This window comes from Burkholderia lata, assembly GCF_000012945.1.
Lineage (GTDB): Bacteria > Pseudomonadota > Gammaproteobacteria > Burkholderiales > Burkholderiaceae > Burkholderia > Burkholderia lata.
In genome coordinates this window covers 2,149,392-2,162,686 of the sequence record NC_007510.1, presented here as the reverse complement: position 1 = coordinate 2,162,686, position 13,295 = coordinate 2,149,392, and the positions used below count along the sequence as shown (strand labels likewise).

Below are 13,295 nucleotides of genomic sequence, written 5' to 3'. Positions count from 1 at the left end.
GGTCGCGGTGCTCCTCGGCCGCCTGTGTGGCCGCTCCGGCGCAATGTCGGGCCGTCTATGCTCAAGTATCGACGCTTGCCGCATGCAAAGCGGGCGATGCGGGCCTGCGTCGTCTACAATCTCGCCTTCTTCAACGTTTGTCAGGAAAAGCTGGTGTCCGAAGCCGTCCCCACTTCTGCGCGCAAATCAAGAAATGCGCCCGTCGCGCCCGGGCCCGCCCCGGTTCTCGAGATCGAATCGCTCGACATGGAAGCGCGCGGTGTCGGTCGCACGATCACCGAGGACGGCGAGCCTGGCAAGGTCATCTTCGTCGAAGGCGCGCTGCCGGGCGAGCGCGTGACCTATTCGAGCTTCCGCCGCAAGCCAAGCTACGAGCAGGCGACGGTTGTCGACATTCTGCGCCCGAGCGTGATGCGCACGAAGCCGAAATGCGCGTTCTTCGGCACCTGCGGCGGTTGCTCGATGCAGCACCTCGACATGCGTGCACAGGTGGCGGTCAAGCAGCGCGTGCTCGAAGACAACCTTTGGCACCTGGCGAAGCTGCGTGCGGAAACGATGTTCGCGCCGATCCACGGCCCGTCGTGGGGCTATCGCTACCGCGCGCGCCTGACCGTGCGCAACGTCGCGAAGAAGGGCGGCGTGCTGGTCGGGTTCCACGAGAAGAAGAGCAGCTACGTCGCCGACATGACGAGCTGCGAAGTGCTGCCGCCGCACGTGTCGGCGATGCTCGTGCCGCTGCGCCGGCTCGTCGAGGGGCTGTCGATCCGCGATCGGATGCCGCAGATCGAACTCGCGGTCGGTTCGGAAGTTACGGCGCTCGTGCTGCGCGTGCTGGAGCCGATCAACGCGGACGACGAAGCGCTGCTGCGCGCGTTCGCTGACGAGCATAAAGTGCAGTTCTGGCTGCAGCCGAAAGGTCCGGACACGGTGGCGCCGTTCTATCCGCTGGACGTGTCGCTCGACTACACGCTGCCGGAATTCGGCATCCGCATGCCGTTCAAGCCGACCGACTTCACGCAGGTCAACCACCAGATCAACCGCGTGCTGGTAGGCCGCGCGCTGCGTCTGCTCGCGCCGTCGCGCGACGACCGCGTGCTCGACCTGTTCTGCGGGATCGGCAACTTCACGCTGCCGCTCGCGCGGCTGTCGCGCGAGGTGATGGGCATCGAAGGCAGTGACACGCTGACGACGCGCGCGCTGGCGAACGCGCGCGAGAACGGTGTCGACGGCCACACGACGTTCGCGTGCCGTAACCTGTTCGAAGTGACGGGCGACGACATCCGCGCGCTCGGCGCATTCGACAAGTTCCTGATCGACCCACCGCGCGAAGGCGCGCTCGCGGTGTCGAAGGCGCTGGCCGAGATCGCGCAGAGCGGTGAAGGCCCGCTGCCGAAGCGCATCGTCTACGTGTCGTGCAACCCGTCGACGCTCGCGCGCGATGCGGGCCTGCTCGTGCACGAGGCCGGCTACCGCCTGAAGGGCGCCGGTGTCGTGAACATGTTCCCGAATACGTCGCACGTCGAATCGATCGCACTGTTCGAGCGCGACTGAGCCCAAGCGGCGGACGTAAAAAAACCGGCCCGCGGGCCGGTTTTTTCATGGGGTGAGACGAACGTCAGTTGCGGTTGCCGCCGAAGATGCCGAGCAGCGCGAGCAGGTTCGTGAACACGTTGTACAGGTCGAGGTAGATCGCGAGCGTGGCCGAGATGTAGTTCGTCTCGCCGCCGTTCACGACGCGCTGGACGTCGAACAGCATGTAGGCGGAGAAGATCGCGATCGCGAGCACCGACACGGTGAGCATCAGCGCCGGGAGTTGCAGGAAGATGTTCGCGACCGATGCGAGCAGGATCACGATCACGCCCATGAACAGCCACTTGCCGAGCCCCGAGAAGTCGCGCTTGCTGACGGTGGCGATCGTTGCCATCGTGGCGAAGATGATGCCGGTGCCGCCGAACGCGAGCATGATCAGCGACGGGCCGTTCGAGAAGCCGAGGATGAAGCTCAGCAGCCGCGACAGCATCAGGCCCATGAAGAACGTGAAGCCGAGCAGCACGAACACGCCGACCGAGCTGTTTTTGGTCCGCTCGATCGCGAACATGAAGCCGAACGCGATCGCGAAGAACGCGAGCAGGCTCATCATCGGGCTCGTGGCCGCGAACAGCGAGAAGCCCGTCGCGACGCCGACCCAGGCGCCCAGCACAGTCGGCACCATCGACAGCGCGAGCAGCCAGTACGTGTTCCGCAGCACGCGGTTGCGAACCTCGGCGGTGCTGACGGAACCGCCGCGGCCGAAATTGTACGGATAGTCGTTCATGGTTTCTCCTAACATTGAACGCATGGGCGTTCGGGGCCGGTTCGGCACACGCGGTGTGCGGCGCAGCAAACCGGAGCAGCTATGGCTAAGATACGTTCCGTGCCGGGAGGTTTCAATGGCCGGGCGGCACAAAACATTTGGATTCTGAACCTTTCATGCGTGTAAGGGTTCAATCGCAATGATACACGGGATCGTGCTACAATAGCGGATTCATTTGAACCTGTAACTTCTTAATTTTTTGGAGTTTTTATGGCAATCGAGCGCACCCTGTCGATCATCAAGCCGGATGCGGTGGCAAAGAACGTGATCGGCCAGATCTACAGCCGTTTCGAAGGCGCCGGCCTGAAGATCGTCGCATCGCGCATGGCACACCTGTCGCGTGCTGACGCAGAGAAGTTCTACGCGGTTCACGCAGCGCGTCCGTTCTTCAAGGACCTCGTCGATTTCATGATCTCGGGCCCGGTGATGATCCAGGTTCTGGAAGGTGAAGGCGCGATCCTGAAGAACCGCGACCTGATGGGCGCAACGGATCCGAAGAAGGCAGAAAAGGGCACGATCCGCGCCGACTTCGCCGACAGCATCGACGCGAACGCCGTGCACGGCTCGGACGCTGCTGAAACGGCAGCGGTCGAAGTCGCGTTCTTCTTCCCGGAAATGAACGTTTACTCGCGCTAAGCCCTGGCTGGCAGCAAGTAGGCAGGATTCAGCGCACGCGGCAAGGCAGCACATCATGACGAGCGAAACTACCGTCAATCTTCTCGACTTCGATGCCGAGGGTCTCGTCGCGTACTGCGGCAGCCTCGGCGAGAAGCCGTTCCGCGCCAAGCAGTTGCAGCGCTGGATCCATCAGTACAACGCTGGCGACTTCGACGGCATGACCGATCTCGCGAAGTCCTTGAGAGAGAAACTCAAGGGCCGCGCGTCGATCGGCATGCCCGAGATCGCCAGCGATCACGTTTCCACCGACGGCACGCGCAAGTGGCTGATCGACGTCGGAAACGGCAATGCGGTCGAAACCGTGTTCATCCCGGAGGAGACGCGCGGCACGCTGTGCGTGTCGTCGCAGGCCGGATGTGCGGTCAACTGCCGCTTCTGTTCGACGGGCAAGCAGGGCTTTTCCCGCAATCTGTCGACAGCCGAAATCATCGGCCAGCTACGGATGGCCGAATTTGCATTGCGAGCGTCACTGGGCCGCGCGCCCGGCCCGAACGGCAAGGCCGAACGGGTCGTCACCAACGTGGTGATGATGGGCATGGGCGAACCGCTGCTGAATTACAGCGCGGTCGTGCCGGCGATGCGGCTGATGCTCGACGACAACGCGTACGGCCTGTCGCGCCGCCGCGTGACGCTGTCGACGTCCGGCGTGGTGCCGATGATGGACCGCCTCGGTGCCGAGCTGCCGGTCGCGCTGGCCGTTTCGCTGCACGCGCCGAACGATCCGCTGCGCGACGAGCTGGTGCCGCTCAACAAGAAGTATCCGCTGCGCGAGCTGATGGCGGCTTGCCAGCGTTATCTGAAAGTCGCGCCGCGCGACTTCATTACTTTCGAATACTGCATGCTGGACGGCGTCAACGACACCGAAGCGCATGCGCGCGAACTGCTGGCCGTCACGCGCGACGTGCCGTGCAAGTTCAATCTGATCCCGTTCAATCCGTTTCCGGAATCGGGCCTCATCCGCTCGAAGCCGGAGCAGATCAAGCGTTTTGCACAGGTCCTCATCGACGCGGGTGTCGTCACGACCGTGCGCAAGACGCGCGGCGACGACATCGATGCCGCGTGCGGCCAGTTGGCCGGCGCAGTGAAGGACCGCACGCGCCTCGCGGAACGTACGGGCGCAGCAGGAAAAATCATCGAAGTTCGGGCGATTTGACGGGGACGCCTAGCCGGGGATGCTGGGGACCTTTAAGCGGTACAACACGCGAATAGCGATCGGTCGCGGCGCCTCGGCGTCGCGCATGGTATGGACAGTTGCGGGTGCCGGCCGGCGGGAACCGGCGGCGGCCCGCCAGTGAAGAAGAATCGACGCGAGGACAAGGATGAGTGAGCCGCAGCCGTCTAACGGCGCAGAGACGAATGGCGCGAAGCCGGCACCGGCAGGGTTGGAATCGCTTGCGGCAGTCGGCAGCCGACTGGCGCAGCTTCGGGAGACAAGGGGTTGGACCGTCGACGACGTGTCGGCGCGACTCAAGGTCGCACCGCAGAAGCTTCGGGCGCTCGAGGCCGGTGACATCAGCCATTTGCCCGGCGTGACGTTCGCGCTCGGCGTCGTGCGCAGCTACGCGAAGATGCTCGGCGTTGATCCGGAACCGTTCGCGCAGGCGTTGCGCCGTGAGCGCGGGGTGCCGGAAGTCGACCTGTCGATGCCCGCGTCGTCGGGGACGGATCTGCCGCGCGGCCGCGTGTCGATTCCGCTGGGCGGATCGTCGCGCCATCACCCGTGGCTGTGGGGCACGGGGATCGTCGTCGTCGCGGTGGTTGCGGTACTGATGTGGCACACTGGCGGCGATTCGTCGAGCCTGCTCGCGCGCTTCAAGAGCGGCGACGCGGAGCATGCGTCGGCCGCGAGCGTGCCGGCGGCAGCATCGTCGTCATCCGTCGAAGAGGCGGCTTCGGGTGGTGCGTCTGCCGTGGTCGCGAATGAGGTTCCGGCCCCGGCTGTTGCGTCTGCAGCGCCGGCGCCGGCAGTTGCATCGGCTGTTCGGGCGCCTGCGCCCGTGGCGCCGGTCGTGACGGCGGCGGCTTCGCAGCCCGTCGTGGCAACGACGGCGGCCAGCGCCGCCGCACCGGCACAGCCGGCGAGCGTCGTGGTCGCGGCCGGCCAGTCGATGGTGGAACTGAAGGTCAAGCAGGACAGCTGGTTCAGCGTGCGCGACAAGAACGGCAAGGAGCTGTTCTCCGGGCTGGTGCACAGCAGCGAGGCGAAGCAGGTCGCTGGCGAAGGCCCGTTCAAGGTCACGATCGGCAACAAGGCGGGCCTCGACGCGATCGCGTTCGACGGAAAACCTGTCGATCCGGCAAAATATTCGGCAGCGCGGGGTAATGTGGCGCGGTTCACGTTGCCCTGACGTCAAGCGCCGTGGCGAAGGCCTGTCGTCGATATCGACAGGCCGTGAGGACACGGCGCTTTTTCAATTCATGCGCCGCGTCGCGGCGCATTCCGCGTAAATGGATCTATCGATGCAATCCGAAGCTCAATCCCCACGCAGCAGTCAGATTTGTTCAACCGAGCCGGTGTTCGGCGGGCATCAGCCGCGCCGCGTATCGCATGCGGTGGATGTCCGCTGGGGCGGGCAACTCGTGACGATCGGCGGCGACGCGCCGGTGCGCGTGCAGTCGATGACGAATACCGACACGGCCGACGCGATCGGCACGGCCATCCAGATCAAGGAACTCGCGAACGCGGGCTCCGAACTGGTGCGCATCACGGTCAACACGCCCGAGGCCGCGGCCGCCGTACCGGCGATCCGCGAGCAGCTCGACCGCATGGGCGTGACCGTGCCGCTCGTCGGCGATTTCCACTACAACGGCCACCTGCTGCTGCGTGACTACCCGGGCTGCGCCGAGTCGCTGTCGAAGTACCGGATCAACCCGGGCAACGTCGGCCAGGGCGCGAAGCGCGATACGCAGTTCGCGCAGATGATCGAGGCCGCGGCCAAGTACGACAAGCCGGTGCGGATCGGCGTGAACTGGGGCAGTCTCGACCAGGATCTGCTCGCGCGCATGATGGACGAGAACGGTGCGCGTTCGCAGCCGTGGGATGCGCAGAGCGTGATGTACGAGGCGCTGATCCAGTCGGCGATCGGCTCGGCCGAGCGTGCGGTCGAACTGGGCCTCGGCCGCGACCGCATCATTCTGTCGTGCAAGGTCAGCGGTGTGCAGGACCTGATCGCCGTGTACCGCGAACTCAGCCGCCGCTGCGGCTTCGCGCTGCACCTCGGGCTGACCGAGGCCGGCATGGGCTCGAAGGGCATCGTCGCGTCGACGGCTGCACTCGGCGTGCTGCTGCAGGAAGGGATCGGCGACACGATCCGCATCTCGCTGACGCCGGAGCCGGGCGCGTCGCGCACGGGCGAGGTGATCGTCGGCCAGGAAATCCTGCAGACGATGGGCCTGCGCTCGTTCGCACCGATGGTGATCGCGTGCCCGGGCTGCGGCCGTACGACGAGCACGCTGTTCCAGGAGCTCGCGATGCAGATCCAGACCTACCTGCGCGAGCAGATGCCGGCCTGGCGCAAGGAGTATCCGGGCGTCGAGAAAATGAACGTCGCGGTGATGGGCTGCATCGTCAACGGCCCGGGCGAATCGAAGCACGCGAACATCGGCATCAGCCTGCCGGGCTCGGGCGAGAACCCGGCCGCGCCTGTCTTCATCGACGGCGAGAAGGTCAAGACGCTGCGCGGCGAGCGGATCGCCGAGGAATTCCAGCAGATCGTCAGCGACTACGTCGAACGCAACTACGGCCGCGCTGAGGCCACGAACTAATTCGTCCACACACACGATGACTGAACAAAAACGCAAGATCGAGAAGCTCACCGGCGTCAAGGGCATGAACGACATCCTTCCGCAGGATGCCGGCCTTTGGGAGTTCTTCGAAGCTACGGTGAAATCGCTGCTGCGCGCATACGGTTACCAGAACATCCGCACGCCGATCGTCGAGCACACGCAGCTCTTCACGCGCGGCATCGGTGAGGTCACCGACATCGTCGAAAAAGAGATGTACAGCTTCACCGACGCGCTGAACGGCGAGAACCTGACGATGCGCCCGGAAAACACCGCGGCCGTCGTGCGCGCGTCGATCGAGCACAACATGCTGTACGACGGCCCGAAGCGCCTGTGGTACATCGGCCCGATGTTCCGTCACGAGCGTCCGCAGCGCGGCCGCTATCGCCAGTTCCACCAGGTCGGCGTCGAGGCGCTCGGCTTCGCGGGTCCTGATGCGGATGCCGAGATCATCATGATGTGCCAGCGCCTGTGGGACGACCTCGGCCTGACCGGCATCAAGCTCGAGATCAACTCGCTCGGCCTCGCCGAAGAGCGTGCCGCGCATCGCGTCGAACTGATCAAGTACCTCGAGCAGTTTGCCGACGTGCTCGACGAGGATGCGAAGCGCCGCCTGTATACGAACCCGCTGCGCGTGCTCGACACGAAGAACCCCGCGCTGCAGGAAATCGCGCAGAACGCGCCGAAGCTGATCGACTTCCTCGGCGACGAGTCGCGCGCGCACTTCGAAGGGCTGCAGCGCCTGCTGCTCGCGAACAACATTCCGTTCAAGATCAACCCGCGTCTCGTGCGTGGCCTGGACTACTACAACCTGACCGTGTTCGAGTGGGTGACCGACAAGCTCGGCGCGCAGGGCACCGTCGCAGCCGGTGGCCGCTACGATCCGCTGATCGAGCAGCTCGGCGGCAAGCCGACCGCCGCGTGCGGCTGGGCAATGGGCATCGAGCGGATCCTCGAACTGCTGAAGGAAGACGATCTCGCTCCCGAGCAGGAAGGCGTCGACGTATACGTCGTGCATCAGGGCGAGACCGCGCGCGAACAGGCGTTCATCGCGGCCGAGCGCCTGCGCGATACGGGCCTCGACGTGATCTTCCACTGCAGCGCCGACGGCGCGCCGGCGAGCTTCAAGTCGCAAATGAAACGGGCCGACGCAAGCGGCGCCGCGTTCGCGGTGATCTTCGGTGAAGAAGAGGTTGCAAACGGCACGGTGGGCGTCAAAGCGCTGCGCGGTGCGGGCGGAGACGGGGAAAAGAACGTTCAGCAGACCGTACCGGTCGAAGGCTTGACCGAATTCCTAATCAATGCGATGGTTGCATCCGCCGAAGACGGCGACGACTGATCGCGCTGGCATCCGCTCGACAAAAACGGCCTGAACAGGAAGGAATCGCTCGCCGATGAGTTATCACGACGAACAAGAATCGATTGAAAGTCTCAAGGCGTGGTGGGCCCGCTGGGGCAACCTCACCACGTGGATCGTGCTCGCGGCGCTCGTCGTCGCGGCCGGTTTCAACGGCTGGAACTACTGGCAGCGCCGTCAGGCTGCCGAGGCGTCCGGGCTGTACGAACAGGTCCAGAAGGCCGCCGCCGCGAACGACAAGGCGACGATGGCTCGCGCGGCCGCCGACATGGAAGACAAGTTCGGCAGCACGCCGTATGCGCAGATGGCCGCACTTTCCGCTGCGAAGACGCTGTACGCAGCCGGCGACTCGGCCGGTGCGAAGGCGCAACTGCAATGGGCCGTCGATCACGCCAAGGATGACGAGTACAAGCAGATCGCGAAGCTGCGTCTCGCGTCGCTGCTGCTCGACGAGAAGGCGTACGATGCGGGCCTCGCGCTGCTGTCGGGTACGCCGGTCGATGCATTCAAGGGCCTCGTGGCCGATCGCCGCGGCGATCTGCTTGCCGCGCAAGGCAAGACCGACGATGCGCGCGCGGCTTACAAGCTCGCGCTCGACGGCCTGTCGAAGGACGACCAGTCTGCGCGCCAGCTCGTGCAGTTCAAGCTGGACGCGCTCGGCGGCTGAACCCCGGTCCCCTCAACCTCTTAACTCTGCTTCGCTAACCGATGAATTTGCTGAAACGTTACGCTGTGCCCGTTGCCTGCGCGGCGGCTGTCCTCGCACTGGCGGCCTGCTCGTCGTCGAAGGACGCGCGCCGCGTGCCGACGCCGCTCACCGAGTTCAAGCCCGTGATGGACGTGCAACAGGTCTGGAAGGCGAGCGTCGGCAAGGGCGGGCGCTACCTGTTCTCGCCGGTGGCCGTGGGCGACGCCGTCTATGCAGCGGGCGAAAACGGTTCGGTCGAGAAGATCGACGCGAAGACGGGCCAGACGCTCTGGCGCGCGAAGGTCGGCTCCGACCTGTCGGCCGGTGTCGGCAGCGACGGCAACCTGACCGCGGTCGGCGCGCTGAAGGGCGGCGTGTTCGTGCTGGGCCCGGACGGCAAGCCACTGTGGAACACCAGCGTGCAGGGCGAGATCTTCTCGCCGCCGCTCGTGGGCAACGGCCTCGTGGTCGTCCGCACGATCGACGGCCAGGTGATCGCGTTCAACGCGCAGACGGGCGAGCAGAAGTGGAACTACCGCAACCGCGCGGTGCCGCTGAACCTGCGCGTGTCGGCCGGCATGACGTTCGCGGGTGACGCAGCGGTGCTGGCGGGCTTCCCCGGCGGCGGGCTGGTCGCAATCAACCTGCAGACGGGCGAGCCGTTCTGGCAGACGCCGGTGTCGTTCCCGAAGGGCGTGACCGAGGTCGAGCGCATCAACGACGTCAGCGGTCCGCCGACGCTCGTGGGCGCGGAAGCCTGCGCGGTGACGTTCCAGGGTCAGCTGGGCTGCTTCGATGCGAACTCGGGCCGCCCGCTGTGGGAAAAGGCGTTCTCGAGCCGCAGCGGTCTCGCGCAGGATGATTCGGTGGTCGCCGGCGGCGACGACTGGTCGGTCGTGACGGCGTACGACGCCGCTTCGGGCAACCAGCTGTGGCGCAACGACAAGCTGAAAAGCCGTGACGTCGGCGTGCCGTATCTGCTCGGGCACGCGGTCGTGATGGGCGATTACAAGGGCTTCGTGCACTTCCTGTCGCGCGAAGACGGCAGCTTCATTGCACGGATGAAGACCGACGGCAGCGCGATTACGGCGGCGCCGGTCCTCGCGGGCAATACGCTCGTCGTGCAGACGAAGGACGGCGGCCTGTACGGATTTCGTCCGCGCTGACGCGCAGGAAACATGCACGGCCGCGGCGCGACGGGCTTGTCCCGCGCGCCGCGGCTGCGCGACTTGAAGGCGGCCGGTGCTCCCGGCCGCTCGGTATTTGAAAGGCAGTTCGAGACGAAAGACGACGGCGCGCAACGCGCGCCAGGCGCGCGCATCCGGCGCGGCGCGAATTCGTGATATTTTCATTCAGCGCAGCCGCCCGCAGCAGCGGGCCTCCCGCTGCTGCGCATCACCGTAGAAAACACAGATGAAACCGGTCATTGCCCTTGTTGGGCGCCCCAATGTGGGGAAATCCACGCTGTTCAACCGGCTCACGCGCTCGCGTGATGCGCTGGTCGCCGACTTGCCGGGCCTGACGCGCGATCGCCATTACGGCGAAGGGCGCGTCGGCGAGCGGCCTTACCTGGTCGTCGATACGGGCGGCTTCGAGCCCGTCGCGAAGGACGGCATCCTGCACGAGATGGCGCGCCAGACGCGGCAGGCCGTCGAGGAAGCCGACGTCGTCGTGTTCATCGTCGACGGCCGCAACGGCCTTGCGCCGCAGGACAAGTCGATCGCCGACTACCTGCGCAAGACCGGCCGGCCGATCTTCCTCGTCGTCAACAAGGCCGAGGGGATGAAGTACACGGCGGTCGCGACGGACTTCTACGAGCTCGGGCTCGGCGACCCGCGGGCGATCTCCGCCGCGCACGGCGACGGCGTGACCGACATGATCAACGAGGCGCTGGAAGTCGCGTACGCCGGTCAGCCGGAGGAAGCGGACGAGGACGACCCGTCGCGCGGCATCAAGATCGCGATCGTCGGCCGTCCGAACGTCGGCAAGTCGACGCTCGTGAACGCGCTGATCGGTGAAGATCGCGTGATCGCGTTCGACATGCCGGGCACGACGCGCGATTCGATCTACGTCGACTTCGAGCGTAACGGCAAGAAATACACGCTGATCGACACGGCCGGCCTGCGTCGTCGTGGCAAGGTGTTCGAGGCGATCGAGAAATTCTCGGTCGTGAAGACGCTGCAGTCGATCTCCGATGCGAACGTCGTCATTCTTCTGCTGGATGCGCAGCAGGACATTTCCGACCAGGACGCACACATCGCCGGCTTCGTCGTCGAACAGGGTCGCGCGCTCGTGATCGGCGTCAACAAGTGGGACGGCCTCGACGAGCATGCGCGTGATCGCGCGAAAGCGGATTTGACCCGCAAGCTGAAATTCCTCGACTTCGCGAAATCGCATTACATTTCGGCCGCGAAGAAGACCGGCATCGGCGCGCTGATGCGCTCGGTCGACGACGCATACGCGGCGGCAATGGCGAAGCTGCCGACGCCGAAGCTCACGCGCGCGCTGATCGAGGCCGTCGAGTTCCAGCAGCCGCGCCGTCGCGGCCCGGTGCGTCCGAAGCTGCGCTACGCGCACCAGGGCGGCCAGAATCCGCCGTTGATTGTCATCCACGGTAACGCGCTCGATGCGGTGACCGAAACGTACAAGCGTTACCTGGAAAACCGGTTCCGCGAAACTTTCTCACTGACAGGGACTCCATTGCGCATAGAGTTCCGTTCGTCGAACAATCCGTACGCGGACAAGAGCTGAAGACGTCTGTTACACGCGTCACGCAAGGGGTTGGCCGCAAGGCCTATGCCCCGGGCGGGCCAGGCAAAATCGGCTATAGTGTAGCGATTGGCGCCGGATCTCTTTTTCTTCGCCGCCAGTCCAGATCAACCTGCAAAAAAAGATGGAGTACGCCATGAGCAACAAAGGGCAATTGTTACAAGACCCGTTTTTGAACGCACTGCGCAAAGAGCACGTTCCCGTTTCGATCTACCTCGTCAATGGCATCAAGCTGCAAGGGAACATTGAATCGTTCGACCAGTACGTCGTGTTGCTCCGTAATACGGTGACCCAGATGGTGTACAAGCACGCCATCTCGACGGTCGTGCCGGCGCGTCCGGTGAATTTCCACCCGGACGCTGAAGCCTCGTCCTAACCTATCGCAGCGGCCGGCATCCGGTCGCCGCGAGCGACCGATGCCAGCCGCCTTATCTTGACACCTGAAAATTTGATCAACGCAGCGCTCGTCGGCATCGATTTCGGCAAGACCGATTTCGAAGCCAGTCTCGAAGAACTCAGTCTTCTCGCCTCCAGCGCGGGGGCCCGTCCCGCAGTCACCCTCACGGGTCGTCGCTCCAGTCCCGATGCCAAGATGTTCATCGGCAGCGGCAAAGCCGAAGAACTCCGGCTCGCCTGCGACGCGCACAACGTCGAAATCGTCATCTTCAACCACGCATTGGCGCCCGCCCAGCAACGTAATCTGGAGCAGGCACTTAACAGGCGCGTGGTCGATCGCACCAGCCTCATCCTCGACATCTTTGCACAGCGTGCCCGCAGCCACGAAGGCAAGCTGCAGGTCGAGCTCGCGCAGCTTCAGTACCTGTCGACGCGGCTCATTCGCGCGTGGACCCACCTTGAACGGCAGAAGGGTGGTATCGGCCTGCGCGGCCCGGGTGAAACCCAGCTCGAAACCGACCGCCGGCTGATCGGCGAACGCATCAAGATGCTGAAGTCGCGACTCGACCGGCTGCGCCGGCAACACAGCACGCAACGCCGCCAGCGCGCGCGCAGCGGCACGATGTCGGTGTCGCTCGTCGGCTATACGAACGCGGGCAAGTCGACGCTGTTCAACGCGCTGACGAAAGCGCAGGCGTACGCGGCCGACCAGCTGTTCGCCACGCTCGATACGACGTCGCGGCGCGTGTACCTCGGCGACGAAGTGGGCCAGATCGTCGTGTCGGATACGGTCGGCTTCATCCGCGAGTTGCCTCACCAGCTGGTCGCCGCATTCCGTGCGACCCTCGAGGAAACGATCCACGCGGATCTGCTGTTGCACGTGGTCGATGCGTCGAGCGCGGTCAGGCTCGAACAGATCGAGCAGGTCAATGGCGTGCTGCACGAGATCGGCGCGGACACGATCCGGCAGGTGCTGGTGTTCAACAAGATCGACGCCGTGCCTGAGCTGGCGGCCCGCGGCGACGCGGTCGAGCGGGACGAGTATGGTAATATTTCGCGCGTCTTTTTGAGCGCGCGCACCGGTCAGGGTCTCGACACGTTGCGTGCCGCCATCGCCGAAATCGCCTCCGCGGAACACCTTTCCAGCGCGACGTTACCCAACGGCGCGCTCGACGGCGCTCCCGCTGAACCACACGAAGACCACACGATTTCCGAACACGGGCGCTAACCGGTCCCGGCCGGTTCGCCGGCGTCTAATCTGGTGAACAAAC

General features: G+C 64.9%; 12 protein-coding genes. 11 read left to right on the top strand and 1 reads right to left on the bottom strand.

What is annotated here, in order from left to right:
• The first annotated feature begins 96 nt into the window (after positions 1 to 96).
• Complete coding sequence (gene rlmD, locus BCEP18194_RS15645; protein ID WP_041492862.1) at positions 97 to 1,551, top strand: 23S rRNA (uracil(1939)-C(5))-methyltransferase RlmD; 1,455 nt, start codon at positions 97 to 99, stop codon at positions 1,549 to 1,551.
• A gap of 64 nt (positions 1,552 to 1,615) precedes the next feature.
• Here the strand turns inward: rlmD and BCEP18194_RS15640 are convergent, their stop codons facing one another.
• Positions 1,616 to 2,314: a Bax inhibitor-1/YccA family protein gene (locus tag BCEP18194_RS15640; protein ID WP_011352266.1), complete on the bottom strand. Its 699-nt coding sequence runs from the start codon at positions 2,312 to 2,314 to the stop codon at positions 1,616 to 1,618.
• 249 nt (positions 2,315 to 2,563) lie between these two features.
• Here BCEP18194_RS15640 and ndk point away from each other — a divergent pair, with 249 nt between their 5' ends.
• The 10 genes from ndk to hflX all read left to right on the top strand — a co-directional run bounded on the left by ndk (position 2,564) and on the right by hflX (position 13,252).
• Entirely contained in the window at positions 2,564 to 2,989 is a 426-nt protein-coding gene (ndk, locus tag BCEP18194_RS15635; protein ID WP_011352265.1) for a nucleoside-diphosphate kinase, read from the top strand.
• A 55-nt stretch (positions 2,990 to 3,044) separates the two neighbouring features.
• Positions 3,045 to 4,184, top strand: coding sequence for a 23S rRNA (adenine(2503)-C(2))-methyltransferase RlmN (gene rlmN / locus BCEP18194_RS15630; RefSeq protein ID WP_011352264.1), 1,140 nt, complete (start codon positions 3,045 to 3,047; stop codon positions 4,182 to 4,184).
• Positions 4,185 to 4,350: 166 nt separating this feature from the next.
• Positions 4,351 to 5,379: a helix-turn-helix domain-containing protein gene (locus tag BCEP18194_RS15625; RefSeq protein WP_011352263.1), complete on the top strand. Its 1,029-nt coding sequence runs from the start codon at positions 4,351 to 4,353 to the stop codon at positions 5,377 to 5,379.
• A gap of 112 nt (positions 5,380 to 5,491) precedes the next feature.
• Positions 5,492 to 6,796, top strand: a complete 1,305-nt coding sequence (gene ispG, locus BCEP18194_RS15620; protein WP_041493087.1) for a flavodoxin-dependent (E)-4-hydroxy-3-methylbut-2-enyl-diphosphate synthase — start codon at positions 5,492 to 5,494, stop codon at positions 6,794 to 6,796.
• A 16-nt stretch (positions 6,797 to 6,812) separates the two neighbouring features.
• Positions 6,813 to 8,153, top strand: a complete 1,341-nt coding sequence (gene hisS, locus BCEP18194_RS15615) for a histidine--tRNA ligase (protein WP_011352261.1) — start codon at positions 6,813 to 6,815, stop codon at positions 8,151 to 8,153.
• 55 nt (positions 8,154 to 8,208) lie between these two features.
• Positions 8,209 to 8,838, top strand: coding sequence for a tetratricopeptide repeat protein (locus tag BCEP18194_RS15610; RefSeq protein WP_011352260.1), 630 nt, complete (start codon positions 8,209 to 8,211; stop codon positions 8,836 to 8,838).
• A gap of 41 nt (positions 8,839 to 8,879) precedes the next feature.
• Entirely contained in the window at positions 8,880 to 10,025 is a 1,146-nt protein-coding gene (gene bamB / locus BCEP18194_RS15605) for an outer membrane protein assembly factor BamB (protein WP_011352259.1), read from the top strand.
• A gap of 247 nt (positions 10,026 to 10,272) precedes the next feature.
• Positions 10,273 to 11,610 carry a ribosome biogenesis GTPase Der gene (der, locus tag BCEP18194_RS15600; RefSeq protein WP_011352258.1) on the top strand — a complete coding sequence of 446 codons (1,338 nt, stop codon included), beginning with the start codon at positions 10,273 to 10,275 and terminating at the stop codon, positions 11,608 to 11,610.
• 154 nt (positions 11,611 to 11,764) lie between these two features.
• On the top strand, positions 11,765 to 12,004 hold the full coding sequence (hfq, locus tag BCEP18194_RS15595; protein ID WP_006399927.1) for an RNA chaperone Hfq: 240 nt from the start codon (positions 11,765 to 11,767) through the stop codon (positions 12,002 to 12,004).
• Between the two features lie 72 nt (positions 12,005 to 12,076).
• Complete coding sequence (gene hflX / locus BCEP18194_RS15590) at positions 12,077 to 13,252, top strand: GTPase HflX (protein WP_171026909.1); 1,176 nt, start codon at positions 12,077 to 12,079, stop codon at positions 13,250 to 13,252.
• Positions 13,253 to 13,295 lie beyond the last annotated feature (43 nt).